This window comes from Cupriavidus oxalaticus (assembly GCF_038900635.1).
Classification (GTDB): Bacteria; Pseudomonadota; Gammaproteobacteria; order Burkholderiales; family Burkholderiaceae; genus Cupriavidus; species Cupriavidus oxalaticus_B.
In genome coordinates, this window is record NZ_JAYMRX010000013.1 from 122738 (window position 1) to 137594 (window position 14857).

At 69.8% G+C, this 14857-nt stretch carries 11 protein-coding genes; 5 read left to right on the top strand and 6 right to left on the bottom strand.

Features of this window, described 5'->3' with window-relative positions; all coding sequences use genetic code 11:
- Positions 1-31: 31 nt before the first annotated feature.
- From VSR71_RS20685 to VSR71_RS20700, 4 genes are all read right to left on the bottom strand, one after another.
- Positions 32-748 (bottom strand): phosphorylase, encoded by a 717-nt coding sequence (locus VSR71_RS20685; RefSeq protein WP_342915710.1) that lies wholly within the window; start codon positions 746-748, stop codon positions 32-34.
- On the bottom strand, positions 745-2781 hold the full coding sequence (shc, locus tag VSR71_RS20690) for a squalene--hopene cyclase (RefSeq protein ID WP_342915711.1): 2037 nt from the start codon (positions 2779-2781) through the stop codon (positions 745-747). The genes VSR71_RS20685 and shc overlap by 4 nt, the downstream gene beginning before the upstream one ends.
- 99 nt (positions 2782-2880) lie before the next feature.
- On the bottom strand, positions 2881-3753 hold the full coding sequence (hpnD, locus tag VSR71_RS20695) for a presqualene diphosphate synthase HpnD (protein WP_342915712.1): 873 nt from the start codon (positions 3751-3753) through the stop codon (positions 2881-2883).
- Between the two features lie 248 nt (positions 3754-4001).
- Entirely contained in the window at positions 4002-4205 is a 204-nt protein-coding gene (locus VSR71_RS20700; RefSeq protein WP_029045406.1) for a cold-shock protein, read from the bottom strand.
- Positions 4206-5050: 845 nt separating this feature from the next.
- Here VSR71_RS20700 and VSR71_RS20705 point away from each other — a divergent pair.
- From VSR71_RS20705 to VSR71_RS20725, 5 genes are all read left to right on the top strand, one after another.
- Entirely contained in the window at positions 5051-6385 is a 1335-nt protein-coding gene (locus VSR71_RS20705) for a glycosyltransferase (protein ID WP_342915713.1), read from the top strand.
- Positions 6386-6414: 29 nt separating this feature from the next.
- Positions 6415-7323, top strand: coding sequence for a hypothetical protein (locus tag VSR71_RS20710; protein WP_342915714.1), 909 nt, complete (start codon positions 6415-6417; stop codon positions 7321-7323).
- 307 nt (positions 7324-7630) lie between these two features.
- Complete coding sequence (locus tag VSR71_RS20715) at positions 7631-8359, top strand: response regulator transcription factor (RefSeq protein WP_342915770.1); 729 nt, start codon at positions 7631-7633, stop codon at positions 8357-8359.
- A complete protein-coding gene (locus tag VSR71_RS20720; protein ID WP_342915715.1) occupies positions 8352-10043 on the top strand; it encodes a FecR domain-containing protein in 1692 nt (563 codons plus the stop codon). Before VSR71_RS20715 ends, VSR71_RS20720 begins: the two co-directional genes overlap by 8 nt.
- Positions 9970-12495 carry a CHASE2 domain-containing protein gene (locus tag VSR71_RS20725; protein ID WP_342915716.1) on the top strand — a complete coding sequence of 842 codons (2526 nt, stop codon included), beginning with the start codon at positions 9970-9972 and terminating at the stop codon, positions 12493-12495. The genes VSR71_RS20720 and VSR71_RS20725 overlap by 74 nt, the downstream gene beginning before the upstream one ends.
- A gap of 243 nt (positions 12496-12738) precedes the next feature.
- Here the strand turns inward: VSR71_RS20725 and VSR71_RS20730 are convergent, their stop codons facing one another.
- Positions 12739-14151: a heavy metal sensor histidine kinase gene (locus VSR71_RS20730; RefSeq protein WP_342915717.1), complete on the bottom strand. Its 1413-nt coding sequence runs from the start codon at positions 14149-14151 to the stop codon at positions 12739-12741.
- On the bottom strand, positions 14148-14840 hold the full coding sequence (locus VSR71_RS20735; RefSeq protein WP_342915718.1) for a heavy metal response regulator transcription factor: 693 nt from the start codon (positions 14838-14840) through the stop codon (positions 14148-14150). The genes VSR71_RS20730 and VSR71_RS20735 overlap by 4 nt, the downstream gene beginning before the upstream one ends.
- Positions 14841-14857: the final 17 nt, after the last annotated feature.

The following is a 14857-nucleotide window of genomic DNA, read 5'->3' on the forward strand; positions in this document are numbered from 1 at the left end:
GTCTGGAAAAAGCCCGGCTCAACCGGCGCGCTTACTGCTGCAGGACGCCGCGCAACGCGAAGGCGTCGCCCACAGCCAGCCTGGCCGCCCGCAGCGCGCCACGCGCCGCTGCGGCATCACCGGCCAGCCGCAGCAGCGCCGGCAATTGCCACGGCGCGCGCAGCAGCCCGCCCAGCACCGCCGCCACATCGGTCTTGCCGCCTTCCCCCATCCCCGCCGCCGCGGCGGCCGGCACGGCGCGGCTCGCCGGGTCGATGACCACGCGGCAAGCCGCGAAGGGCAGGCGGCAGGCCGCGGCCATGCGCGCGGCGAGGTGCGATTCCATGTCGACGCACAACGCGCCGCTGGCCTGCCGCAGCGCCTGTTTTGCGGCGACGTCGAGCACCGGTTCGTCCGCGCCGGCGATGGGGCCGATCCTGGCATGCGGCAGCGCCGCGTGCAGCGCATGGGTCCAGTCCGCAGCGGTGTCGTAGCGTTCGCCGGGCGCGCGGACCTCATCGGCGATGATCAGGTCGCCCGGCGCCAGCGCCGGATCCAGCCCGCCGGCGACGCCGAAGCTGACGATGCCCCGGCACGCGCGGCTGGCCATGGCCGACACTTCCTGCTCCAGTTCGATGCCGCGCAGCCCGTGCACCACGCGGCAATGCGGGCCGGCGGCGATGCCGGCCTCGAAATCCATGCCGGTGACGACCATGACGAAGGGCGCGAAGGGAGCGACGGGTGCGACGGGTGCGAAGGGCGCGTTCATAGGGCCCACGCCACGCGGCCGTCACCGCCGCGCTGCAGGTTGCGGTAGCGCGCCAGCGCCCATAACGGGAAATAGCGCGCGTAGCCGTGATAGCGCAGGTAGAACACGCGCGGGAAACCCACGGCGGTGAAGCGCGGCTCGTGCCAGAGCCCGCCTTCCTGCGCCGGGTGCTGCGTGCTCAGCAGGTAGCCGATGCCGCGCGCGACCGCCGGGTGCTGGACGGCGCCGGCTGCCATCAGCGCCAGCAAAGCCCATGCAGTCTGCGATGCCACGCTGGGCGCGGCCTCATAGCCGCGGTAGTCGAGCCGGTAGCTGGCACCGTCTTCGCCCCAGCCGCCGTCGTCGTTCTGGATGCCGGTCAGCCAGTCGACGGCGCGCCGAACCGGGGGCGCATCGGGGCCCAGGCCGGCCGCGTTCAGCGCGCACAGCGCGCTCCAGGTGCCGTAGATGTGGTTGGTACCCCAGCGGCCGAACCAGCTGCCGTCCGGCATCTGCTCGGCCAGCAAATAGCGCAGCGCGCGCGCGGCGGGCTCGCTGCTGGCGGGCGTGGCGCCGGTCTGGCACAGCATCGACAGGCAGCGCGCCGAGACATCCGCGGTGGGCGGGTCGAGCAGCGCGCCGTGGTCGGCGAAGGGGATGTTGTTCAGGTACAGGTGCGTGTTCTCGGGTTCGAACGCACCCCAGCCGCCGTTGCCGCTCTGCATGCCGACGATCCATTCGGCGGCGCGTGCCACCGCTTCGTCGTAGCGGCCCGGCGCGGCGTGCTCGCGCATGTAGCGGTCCATCGCCGCGGCCACCACGGCGGTGTCGTCGACATCCGGGTAATGCGCGTTGGCGTACTGGAACGCCCATCCACCCGGGCGCACCCGCGGGCGGCGCACGCTCCAGTCGCCGCGCACGTCCAGCACCTGCAGCGGCTTGAGCCAGTCCAGCGCGTGCCCCACGGCCGCGGCCGCGCGCGCCTCGCCGGTCTCGAGCAGCGCCTGCGCGGCCAGCGCGGTGTCCCACACCGGCGACAGGCAGGGCTGGCAGTAGGCCTCGTCGCCATGCTCGACCAGCAGCCGCTCGACCGAGCGCCGCGCCACCGCGCGCGCGGGATCGTCGGCCGGCACGCCCAGCACGTCGAACATCATCACGCTGTTGGCCATCGCCGGAAAGATCGCGCCGAGCCCGTCCTCGCCATTCAGCCGCTCGCGCACGAACCTTTGCGCCGCGGCGATGGCGCGCCGGCGCAGCATGCGCGGGAACACCGGCTCGGCCACGCGCAGCAGCGCGTCGAACCCGCGGAACAGGTTGTACCAGCCGGCATTCTGGTGCGGCGCGCGCGGCGCCAGGCCGACGCCGCGGCGCGGACTGGAGAAGAGTTCCTCGATGCCGACCCCGCGCGGGTTGCGCGCGCGCGGGCGCAGGCTGTTCAGCACCAGCAGCGGCACGATCACCGTGCGCGCCCAGTAAGAGACCTTGGACAGGTGGAACGGGAACCAGCGCGGCAGCAGCATGATTTCCACCGGCATCATCGGCACCGCCGACCACGGCATTACGCCGTACAGCGCCAGCAGCGTGCGCGTGAACACATTGCTGGCGCTGGCGCCGCCCATGGCATGGATGGCCTGGCGCGCGCGCGCCATGTGCGGCGCCTGCGGATCGTCGCCCGCCATCTTCAGCGCGAAATACGCCTTTACGCTCGCGCTGATGTCCGCCTTGCCGTCATGGAACAGCGGCCAGCCGCCATCGGCGTTCTGGATGCGGCGCAGGTAGCGCGCGATGCGCGCTTCGAGGGCCAGGTCGGGCGTTTCGCCCAGGTAATGCACCAGCAGCACGTATTCGGCCGGGATCGTGGCGTCGGCTTCCAGTTCGTAGACCCAGTGGCCATCGGGGCGCTGCTGGTGCAGCAGCGCATCGACCGCGCGGCCGATGCCATGGTCGAGTTCCTGTGCGGCCGATCGCTGGGCCAGTGCAGGGGTGAAGGCCGGATCGGCGGCGATTCGGACAGGCGGGGCTGTCGTGCCGAAGGCGGTCTCGTTGATCGACATGCGGACTCCTTGTGCCGGCGCGGGCGGGGATGATCCGCGCCCGGCCTCGGCTTGCATCGGCTTGCATCGGCTTACATCGCCGGCAACGGCATGCGGCGCTCAGCCAATGGCGTGGCGCAGCATGATCCAGAGCAACTGCGCGCGCGGCAGGCGCACGCGCTGGCGCGGCGCCCGCCAGCCTTGCATGCGCAGGCGGGCGAGGATGCGGTGGTAGACGTCGGACATGATGCGCGGCGAGCGCACCAGCCGTGCCGGGCAGCGCGCCATGATGGCATCGGCCTGGTCGTAGTGCGCCTGCGCTTCCTGGGCCAGCGCCGCGCAGGCCTGGCCGATTGCCGCGTGCGCGACCACTGCCTGCGGCGTGGCGCCCGCGGCATCGATGCCGGCGGCGGCCAGCGCCTCGGCCGGCAGGTAGAGGCGGCCGATGGCGGCATCCTCGTCGATGTCGCGCAGGATGTTGGTCAGCTGCAGCGCGCGCCCCAGGTGGTGCGCCAGCGCAATGCCGCACGACGTTTCCAGGCCAAACACGCGCACCGCCAGCCGCCCGACCGCGCTCGCCACGCGGTCGCAATACAGATCGAGGGTGGCGGCGTCGGGGGCGCGGATGTCCTGCACCACGTCCATGGTCATGCCGTCGATGACGGCGAGGAAATCCTGCTGCTGCAGGTCAAAGGCGCGGATTTGCGCGGCCAGTGCCTGCAGCGCCGCGGGCGGGCTGCCGGCGTAGCAGGCGGCGATGTCGCTGCGCCAGGCATCGAGGCCGGCGAGGCGCTCGGCATGCGGGGCGCTGCCGTCGGCGATGTCGTCGACCGCGCGGCAGAACGCGTAGATCTCGAACATGGCCTGGCGCTGGTGCGCCGGCAGGATGCGCAGCGCGGCATGAAAGGAACTGCCGGCAGACGCGGCAGCGCCTGTGCCGGAGCCGGCCACGGCGGCGGGGGTGTCTTGCGTTGCGATCTGAGTACCGGCCACGTAACTCCTCGACACGCTGCACCCGCGCAGCGCACGCAACGGTGTGCGCGCCTATGCGCGGGCGGTGATTGTGGATCGGGCGATTATAGCAACATCAACCCGTGCACCGCCGCGCCCTGGCAGGCGGCAGGCAGCCGGCGCCATATTGTCGGCGCACAAAAGAAAAGCCCCGCGCCGGAGCTGCGGGGCTTGCTGGCCGGCGCTGCGTCGCGAGACGCGGCGGGACCGGCCGGGTCTTCAAACCGGTATCAGACGGCCTGAATCTTGGTGGCTTGCTCGCCCTTCTGGCCCATGGCCTTGACGTAGCGCACCTTCTGGCCTTCCTTCAACGACTTGAAGCCCGAGCCTTCGATTGCGGAGAAGTGCGCGAACAGATCGTTGCCGCCTGCGTCCGGCGTGATGAAGCCGAAGCCCTTGGCGTCGTTGAACCACTTAACGGTACCGGTTTCCATATCTATCTCAACCTTGGATTTCAAAATGAGCGAAAAAACGCTCGTTATACACCGTGTGCAACGCAGGCAACGGCTTCTTGGTTCCGCTGCTGCATCCGTATGACATCGATATGTCGCTGTCGTGACAACCGAATACGTCACGGAACAACACACCAAATGACACACCCAAAAGGGCGCTGCACAAGTGGGAATCATTCTGCCGAATTTTCCCGATGTGTCAATCAGGCGAAGCGCCTAATCATGATGAGAGGTTCCGATAGGAGATATTAACGTCTTCTACTTCGCATTCGATTCAGTGAATTCCCTGAGTGCGCCTGCCCACGCGGTTTCGACTGAATTTCAGAAGGAGGCACCTTGATTGCGCGCGGAATGGCGGTTCCTAGTGCGGAACGCGCGTATTTCGGTGCATTGTTTCTTTTTGTTTCAAATGTCATTACCGCATTCGGGGGATGTTTTTATCCCTTCGGGTGCGGCGGGCATCGATCCGGTGCAAATCCGACGGGTAGAAATGCCGCATCGCTCCAATTCAGGGAGCGAATCGCGCGCAACGTATATAGGGTGAACCCCTGTAAAAATGCTTTGCCGCGGCGCTGTTGTTGCCGCAGGGTAAGTCCCGATTGCCGGGCGCGCCACCAGTCGCCTGGATGGACATTTAGAGCTCGCCACCTTCCGCACGGTAAAATTTTCCTGCCTGCTGTCGTCCGGAACACCCGTTGGTGCGTTAGCTGTCCGTCCCTTGCGCTTTGATGACGTGGATCGCCGCGTGAACGGGGAACGCCGTGGGGGCGGCGTGAGGCACTTCGGATTGTCGACGAGTTCGGTATCCACAACAAGAAGTGATAAAAATGACAGGGGTTAAGAGGAAAAGCGCGCCGCGCATCTATGTGCCGGTGCGCGTCAAGTTCGCGGTCGCACTGGCCGTGGCAGTGGGCTGGACCGCCTTTTCGATATGGATGGCGCAGCAGTGGATGTCCGACCTGACCAGCAATGTCGGCGTGGTGGCCGCCGTGCTGCTGGTGGGCGGCATCGCCATCGTCCCGGGGTTCATGAACGCCTTCCTGATCGCCAGCCTGGCCATGGACCGCCGGCCGCCGCGCCGGCCGCTGGACGACTATCCGCCGCTGACCATCCTGATCGCGGCCTACAACGAAGAAGCGTCGATCCTGGACACGCTGGCCAGCATCGGGCGGCAGAACTATCCCGCGCCATTGCAGGTGATCGTCATCAACGACGGCTCCCGCGACGCCACCGCGTCGCTGGTGCGCGGCGCCGAGGTCAAGTACCCGTGGCTGCGCCTGCTCGACATGCCCAGGAACGGCGGCAAGGCAAAGGCGCTGAACGCCGGGCTGAAGCTCGCGCTGAATGACCTGGTCGTTACCGTCGACGCCGACTCCTACCTGCAGAAGCTGGCGCTGGTCAGCATCGTCGAGCGCTATCGCCAGGACCCGCCCAATACCCGCGCCGTGGCTGGCAAGATCCTGGTGCGCAATTCGCGCCAGAACTGGCTGACGCAGTGCCAGGAATGGGACTATTTCCAGGGCATCGCCGCGATCAAGCGCATGCAGTCGCTGTACCAGGGCACGCTGGTCGCGCAGGGTGCGTTCTCGATCTACGACCGCCAGGCGCTGCTTGAAGTGGGTGGCTGGGACGACTGCGTCGGCGAGGACATCGTGCTGACGTGGGCGCTGCTGAAGGCTGGCTACCGCGTCGGGCACTGCGAGGACGCCTGTATCTTTACCAACGTGCCCGAAAACGTGCGCCAGTTCGTGCGCCAGCGCCAGCGCTGGGCGCGCGGCATGATGGAGGCCTTCCGCCAGCACCCGGGCATCCTGCTGGCGCCGCGCATGTCGACTTTCTTCGTCTACTGGAACCTGCTGTACCCGTGGCTGGACCTGGCATTTACGCTGGGCTTTATTCCCGGCATCGTGCTGGCGCTGTTCGGCTACTACTGGATCGCGGGGCCGATGACGCTGGCGCTGTTGCCCCTGGCGGTGCTGATGAGCGTGCTGATGTTCACCATCGAACGGCGCATGTTCGACCGGCTCGGGCTCAAGGTCAGGCGCAACCGCCTCGGCCTGTGCATCTACGTGATTTTCTACAGCCTGCTGCTCCAGCCCGCGAGCGTGCTCGGCTATATCGACGAACTCTTCAAGACGCGCAAGACCTGGGGTACCAAGTGAAACGATCTGGCTTTGCGTTGGTGTGCGCGGTGCTTGGTTCCCTGAATGCGACGACGGCGGTAGCGGAAGAAGAAAAGGCGCTCGACCAGGGCTTCGGCCCGGAATTCCTGGCCACCAACGACAGCGAAGGCTTCCGCTCGCGCCGCCTGTCGGTCGAATACCTGCCCAGCATTCAGCACGCCGACCACCTGTTCGGCCTGCGCGCCAGCGACTATCGCTACAGCCAGGCTGGCTGGGCCCGCCACGGGCAAAAGGTGAGCGTGTTCGGGCGGCAACTGGATCCGGCCACGCTCAACGGCTGGACCTTCGACGCGGGCGTGTTCACCCAGGGCGGGCATACGCTGCTGACGCTGGATGGCGGTTACCGGCTGCCGCTGGCAAAGCGCACCTCGCTGGAAGTCTTCATCAACCGGGACTGGGTGGAGACCCAGGCCGCGCTCGATCGCGGCGTGTCCTATACCTTTGCCGGCGTGGCGCTGGACCAGGGCATCGGCCCGCACGTGACGCTGGTGGGTGTGGCCGGGCAGCAGTATTTCTCCGACGGCAACCGCCGCGACCACGGCCGCGTGCGGCTGATCTACCAGCCGTCGCTCGACCTCGGCCTGACGCTGCAGGCGCGCTTTCGCGCCTACCGCAGCACGCAGGACGACGTGGGCCGCGCTTACTTCAACCCCGAGCACTACTCGGAGACCATGCTGGCGATCGGCTGGCGCCAGCGCTACCAGGGCTGGATGGGCGCGCTGGTGGCCGGCCTGGGGCGCGAAAAGATCGACGACTCCCCGCTCCAGCCCACCCGGCTGTTCGAGGTCAGCCTGCAGAGCCCGGTGCGCGCTGCGCAGTCGCTGCGCCTGCGTGCCGGCTACAACCGCAGCGCCTCCTATAGCGGCCCCAAATATCACTATCGCTATGTGATGGGCGAATGGATCATCCGCTTCTGAGCCGCGCCTGAGCGGCATATCGGCTCCCCGGCCGCCGGTATGCCAGCTCCCCGCCGATTCCCGCCTCCCCGTGATCGTTGCCATTGCCCGGTTTTTCGAGGCCGATCCCGGCATGTTGCGTCATGCCCCTCGTCGGGAGCCTCGACGGCGGGTGTCGCTGTTAGGTAACATTGCAACTTCCGGCTTGCTTCGGCCACGCTTGCCGCGCGATTGACCATAGGCCGCGCCCGCCAGGGTGGATATCAGAGCCGTCAGTATTGCCCGGCGCGCAGTCGCAATGGCAGTCGCAGTAGGCAGGGGGGAGTGGATGAGAATTGCCTCGGTGGAGGACGATCCGGATCAGGCCGAGCTGATCCGGCAGATTTTGGGCGAGGCCGGTTTCGAGTGCGAGTCGTTCGCCAATGGCACCGATTTCCTGCGCGCGCTGCGCGAACGGGCATTTGACCTGCTGATGGTCGACTGGCAGCTGCCCGGCACCAGCGGCTATGAACTGGTCAGCTGGGTGCGCCAGAAGTCCGGCAACATGCCGCCGATCCTGTTTGTCACCAGCCGTACCGGCGAGGCCGACATCGTTGCGGGCCTGAGTGTCGGTGCCGACGACTATATGCTCAAGCCCATCCGCGCCGGCGAACTGGTCGCGCGCGTGCGCTCGCTGCTGCGCCGCGCCTATCCCGAGGCCGCGCAGGAGGTCGAGCTGATCCGGCGCGGCAACTACACGGTCGATCCCCATACCCGCGCCATCACCATCGGCGGCCAGCCCGTGCAGCTGTCGCCGCGCGAGTATGAGCTGGCCCTGTTCCTGTTCCGCAATACCGGGCGCCTGCTGGCGCGCGAGGTGGTGGAGCAGGCGGTCTGGGGCCGCGCCATGGGCGCCGGCTCGCGCACGCTCGATACCCATATCTCGCGGTTGCGGCTTAAGCTGGCGTTGCGCCCAGAAAACGGCGTGCGGCTGACGTCGGTGTATTCGCACGGCTATCGCTTTGAGGAAATTTCCGCTGCCGAAGCGGAAGCTGACGAGGCCGGGGCGGATGCGTAAGTGGATTGGCACGGCCGCGCTGGCGTGGATGGCCGGCGTGGCAGGTCCGGCGCAGGCCGGGCCGGCAGGCGCGGAGGGCGCCGATTTCCTGTACCTGGTCGAGCCGGGCGATACCCTGATCGGCCTGGCCGAGCGCTACATGGCGTCGGCCGATGGCTGGCGCACGCTGCAGCGGCTCAATGGCGTGGCGGACCCCTACCGGCTCGTGCCCGGCTCGCGCCTGCGCATCCCGCTGAGCCAGATCCCCGAGCAGGCCGCGTCGGCGCGCGTGGTCTATGTCAGCGGCGAAGTGCGCGCTAACAGCCGTCCGCTGCAGGTGGGCATGTCGCTGGACGAATCGGCACGGATCGAGACCCCGGCGGCCGGCTCGGTCACGCTGGAACTGCCCGATCGCAGCCGCATCACATTGCCGTCAAATACCACGGTGGCCGTGCGCCGGCTGCGTACGTTTGCGCGCAGCGGACTGACCGATACCGTGATCCGCATCGAGCAGGGCGGCGCCGATACCCGCGTGGCGCCCGAGGGCGGCGGCGTGGGCCGCTTCGAGCTGCATACTCCGATGATAGTCACGGGCGTGCGCGGCACCAGCTACCGGGTCGCGGCCGATGCTGCCGGCAGCCGCAGCGAGGTGCTGGAAGGCCGCGTCGGCGTCAGCGCGGCGCGCCAGGCCAGACCAGTACCCGACGGCCGCGCCATGTCGGCGGCGGCGCAAGTGAGCGCCGGCTATGGCGTCGGCGTCTCGGACCGTGGCCGGCTGTCGCAGCCGGTGGCGCTGCTGCCGGCGCCGGTGCTGCTGCCCCCGGCCGATACCGTGCTGGGCCCGGCCTTCGACGCGGCCTGGCAGCCGGTGCCCGGCGCCAGCGCATACCGCGTCACGGTGGCGCGCGACGCTGCGCTGACAGAACTGGCCTGGAGCGGCACCACCACCGACACCCGCGCGCGTCCGGAGGGCCTGCCGGAAGGCACGCTCTATCTTGCCGTCAGCGCCATCGACGCCAACCGGCTGACCGGCCTTGCCGCGCAGGCGCCGGTGGCCGTGCGCCTGAACCCGCCGGCGCCTTTCACGCTGCAGCCCGCCGCCGATGCGGTGCGCTATGGCGAGACGGTGGCGTTCGCGTGGGCGACCGTGCCCAGCGCCGCCAGCTATGAGCTGGCCGTGGCCGCAGATGCCGGCTTCGCCGGCGAGGTGGCACTGCACCCCGCTGCCGAGCCGGCCAGTGCGCACCCGCAGGCTCCGGGCCAGTACTGGTGGCGCGTGCGCAGCGTCGACGCCGCGGGCCGGCCGGGCCCCTGGTCGGCGCCGGTCGCATATCGCGTGGAGCCGCCGGGCCCGGTGCCGGCGATGCAGGACGACGGCAGGACGCTGCAGATCGGCTGGCCCGCGGACCGTGGCGCGGGCACCGGCTACCGGGTCCAGCTGTCCGCCGACGCCGGCTTTGCCACGCTGCTGGCGGACCAGCACAGCGAAACCAACGCCATCGAGCTGCCGCGTCCGGCGCCCGGCGTCTACTACGTGCGGGTCGCCCGCGCTGCGCCGGGCACGGTGCCTGACCCGGCGGCGTTCTCCGCGCCGCAGCGCATCGAGATATTCACCTTCCTGATGGACGGCAATGGCGGTGCCATCGGCGCCGGTGGCGCGACGGGCGGCGGGACGGGTGGCGGTGGCCGCATCCGCCTCCACTGAGCCCGCCGCGGCGCCTGAACCAGACGCGCCGGCCGCGCCGGGGCGCGCCTTCGGCCGGCGCACGCTGGCCGAATGGTGCGTGCTGGTCGCGGCGGTGCTGGCGCTGGTGCTGCTGGCCGCGCGCCAGGGCTGGACCGAGCGCGCCGACCTGGCCGCCTACGACACCGCCATCGCCGCCCAGCACCATCCCGCCCGCGACGACATCGTCATCGTCGCCATCGACGACGCCAGCATCACCGCCATCGGCCGCTGGCCCTGGCGCCGCGCGGTGCTGGGGCAACTGGTCGAGCGCATCGCCGCCGGCGGCCCGCGCGCGATCGGCGTCGACGTGATCCTGTCCGAGCGCGACACCCGTTATCCGCAGGACGACGCGCTGCTGGCGCGCAGCCTGGCGCAGGCGGGCAATGTAGTGCTGCCGGTGGTGGCCGAGCCCGGCGCCGGCGGCATGCTGGTGCGCTACCCGCTGGCCGGGCTGGGCGCCGCGGTTGGCCATATCAACATGGTGGTCGATACCGATGGCGTGGCGCGCCAGGTCTGGCTGCGCGAAGGCCCGCGGCCGGTAGAGGCCGCCGGCGTGCCGCACCTTGCGGCGGTGATGGCCGGCATGCTGGCAGGACCTGGGCGCGCACCGCGGACGCTGGACAGCTATCGCCAGGAAGCCGCACGCGTCACTGAAAGCAACGGCTGGGAGCGCAGCGGCCGCTTGCGCATTCCCTACGCCGGCCCGCCCGGCACCTTTGCGCGCGTGTCGGCGCGCGACGTGCTGGAAGGCCGCATCGATCCCGCGCGCTTTGCCGGCAAGGCGGTGCTGGTCGGCGCCATGGCCACCGGCATGGGCGACGTGCTGCCCACGCCGGTGTCGCGCGACGGCCGCGGCATGAGCGGCGTCGAGATCCTGGCCAATACGCTGCAGGCGCTGACCGACGGCGACGCCATCCTGGCGGTGCCGCGCGGCTGGCAGCTCGCGGGAACGCTGCTGGCGGTGCTGCTGGCGGCGCTGGCCGCGCTGCGCCTGCCGCCGCGCGGCGCGCTGGTCGCCACCGGGCTGCTGCTGGCGGCACTGCTGGGCGGCTCGCTGGCGCTGCTGGCGCTGGCACGGCTCTGGTTCGCCCCGGCCGCGGCTGCGCTGGGCTGCCTGCTGTTCTACCCGCTGTGGGCGTGGCGCCGCCAGGAAGCGGCGCTGCGCTTCCTGACCGACGAACTGGCGCGGCTGGAGCGCGAGCCGGGACTGATGCCGGCGCCGCACTACACAGGCGCCACGCTGGACAGCCGCATGCGCGCCGTCTATGGCATGAGCGCCAGGCTGCGCGGCATGCGCCGCTTCCTCTCCGACGGGCTGGAAAGCCTGCCCGATGCCACCGCCATCTGCGACCTGGCCGGCGGCGTGATGCTGGCCAACCGGCGCTGCGTGGCGCTGGCGCCGGCGGTGCTCGGGGGCATGGCCGCGGCAGGCGGCGATACCGGCCAGCCGCGTGCGCCGATCCGCGACGTAATCGAGGCGCTGTTCCCGGCGCCCGCGCCGGCGCTGGCGTACTGGCACGCGCTGCATGACCGCCATGCCGGGGTCCGGCCGGCGCAGGAGCCCGTGCCCGAGGGCGGCATCGAAGTGGCCGGTCGCGGCGACCGCCGCTACCTGATGCACGGCGCGCCGCTGCACGCAGAGTCCGGCGCGGTGGCGGGGCTGATCGTCAGCGTCACCGACATCACGGCGATCCGCGTAGCCGAGCGCCAGCGCGAGCAGATGCTGCGCTTCCTGTCGCATGACATGCGCTCGCCGCAGGCGTCGATCCTGGCGCTGATCGAGCTGCACGAGCGCCGCGCCCGGCGCAACACCGGCAACACCGGCGACGGCCACCATGGCGCCGTCCAGGCCGAACACGGCGACGATAGCAACAGCGCCGTGCTGCACCGCATCGCCGCCCACGCGCGCCGCACCATGACGCTGGCCGACGATTTCATCAGCGTGGCGCGCGCCGAGTCGCAGTCGCTGGCCTTTACCGAGGTCGAGCTTGGTGGCCTGGTGCTGGATGCCACCGACCAGCTGTGGGCGCTGGCCAATGCCCGCAGCATATCGCTGCAGATCGACCTGCCCGATGAGCCTGCCGTGCTGCGTGGCGAGCCCGCGCTGCTGGTGCGGGCCATCGCCAACGTGGTCAGCAACGCCATCAAGTTCAGCCCGAACGGTGCCGAGGTGGCGGTGATGCTGACGCGCGCGCACGAGCATTTCGTGATCGCGGTGCAGGACCATGGCCCCGGCCTCGACGAGGCCGACCAGGCGCGGCTGTTCGAGCCCTTCGTGCGGCTGCACGAGGGCCGGCAGGGCGCGCCGGACGGCACGGGGCTGGGCCTGGTGCTGGTGCGCGCGGTGGCCGAGCGGCATGGCGGCAAAGTCACGGTGCAAAGCGCGGCGGGTGCGGGCGCAACATTCCGGATCGAATTGCCGGCCGGTTAAGCAGCGGCGCAAGACAGCGCGGGGCAAAAAGCAGCGCGGGGCAAAAACAGCGCTGGCCACGATAGCGCTGTTATGGCAGCAAGGCGCCCGTGGACACAATTGTTGCCATTCAACCTGTGCGGAATTGCGTAGCATCGGACCGCCGCTGGAGCCGCATCCGGCGGTCTTTGCGCCCTTGCCAGCTCCCCCAACGGCCTTACTGGCTCGGGCGATTTTTTTGCGCGCCGGGCAGCCCGCAGGCCGTCACGTCCGCACGGTGTCCTGTTCGCGCCGCGCGGGGAACGTCAGCACGAAGCGCGTCCTGCCCGCGGCCGACTCGGCGGCGATGGCGCCGCCGTGCGCGGCCATGATCGCCTGAGTGATCGCCAGGCCCAGCCCGGAGCCCTCCGAATCCGGCCGCGCGCGCGATTTGTCGGCGCGCGAAAAGCGGTCGAACAGCGACGGCAGGAATTCGGGCGGAATGGCTTCGCCTTCGTTTTCGATCACGATATCCACCGCCTCCGCGCCTTCCAGCGCGCCGGCGCGCGGCAAGATCGTCACCATGATGGGCTTGCCCGCGGCCGCGTGCCGCAGCGCGTTGGACAGCAGGTTGCTGAGCGCGCGCCGCACCATCAGCCGGTCGCCGGTGATGCGCCCGCTGCCGTGTTGCCGCAGCTGCACGCCCTTGTCCTCGGCCAGTGCATCGTAGAAGTCGAACAGCGCGGCGACTTCCTGCTCGACCGCGATGGGCTCGGCGCTGGGCAGTGTGATGCCGTGTTCCATCTTGGCCAGGAACAGCATGTCGGACACCATGCGCGAGAGCCGCTGCAGCTCCTCGGCGTTGGAGGCCAGCACCTCGCGGTACTTGGCCGCATCGCGCGGCTGCGACAGCACCACGTCGGTCTGCGTCATCAGGTTGGTGATCGGCGTGCGCAACTCATGCGCCAGGTCCGACGAGAATTCCGACAGGCGCCTGAAGTCGTCCTGCAGCCGTGCGAGCATGGCGTTGAGCGTGGCGGCCAGGTCGGCCATTTCCACCGGCACGGCATCCACCGGCATGCGTTCGTCGAGCTTGTGCGCGGTGACCGCGCGCGCCCGCGATGCCATGGTGCGCAGCGGCGCCAGCCCGCGGCGCGCCGCCCACCAGCCCAGCAACCCGCTGGCCAGCGCCGCGAGCGCGGTGTAGAAGGCCAGCGACTGTCGGAACGCCCGCATGAAGTGCGCATGCAGTGCGGTGTCCATGCCGACCACGATGCGCAGCGCGCCGGCACCCGGCACCTGCGCCACGGCGCGCAAGCCGCGGTAGGCCTGTCCGCGCTGCTCCCAGGCGAAGGTATCGCGATTCGCCGGCAGTGCTGCTGCGGTGGCCTGCGCGGGGCCGAAATCGAAAGCGTGCGTCGCGTACACGCGATGGCCGTCCGCGTTGCGCACCTCGGCGACGAAGCCGGGATGGTGCTCCAGCGCCTGTCCCAGCCGCTGCGGCAGCGACGCCATCGGGCCTTCGGCCGCGATCTTGCGTACCAGGCGCACGTTGTCGTCCAGCACGGCGTAGTCTTCGTCGGCGAAATGGCTGTCCATCGCCAGCCAGATCAGCACGCCCAGCCCCAGCAGCACCGCCGCCGACGACAGCGAAAACAGGATCGTGAGCCGCGCCGTCAGCGACAGCCGGGCCCTCATGCCGCATCCTCCGGGTCCGGCGCCTCCAGCACATAGCCCATGCCGCGCACGGTCTGGATCAGCCTGGGCTCGAAGCCGTCGTCGATCTTGGCGCGCAGGCGGCGGATGGCCACGTCGATCACGTTGCTGTCGCTGTCGAAATTCATGTCCCACACCTGCGAGGCGATCAGCGAGCGCGGCAGCACTTCGCCGCGGCGCCGTGCCAGCAGCTCGAGCAGCGCGAACTCCTTGCTGGTCAGCGTGATGCGGCGCCCTGCGCGGGTAGCGCGCCGGCGGCCCAGGTCGAGCACGAGATCGGCCACCTGGATCCGGTCAAGCGCCATCTGCGCGGCGCCGCGCCGCAGCAGGGTGCGTACGCGCGCCAGCAGTTCGGAGAAGGCGAAGGGCTTGACCAGGTAGTCGTCAGCGCCCAGCTCCAGGCCCTTGACGCGATCGGCGACGCTGTCGCGCGCGGTCAGGAACAGCACCGGCACGGCGTTTTCGGCGGCACGCAGCGCCTGCACGATGCGCCAGCCGTCCATGTCCGGCAGCATCACGTCGAGGATGACGAGGTCGTAGGACTCGGTCATGGCCAGGTGCTGGCCGTCCAGCCCGTTGTGCACCAGGTCGACGACAAAGCCTGCTTCCGTCAGGCCCTGGCGCAGGTATTCCCCGGTCTTGGTCTCGTCTTCCACTACCAGCAGTTTCATCGGCCCTGGATCCCTGT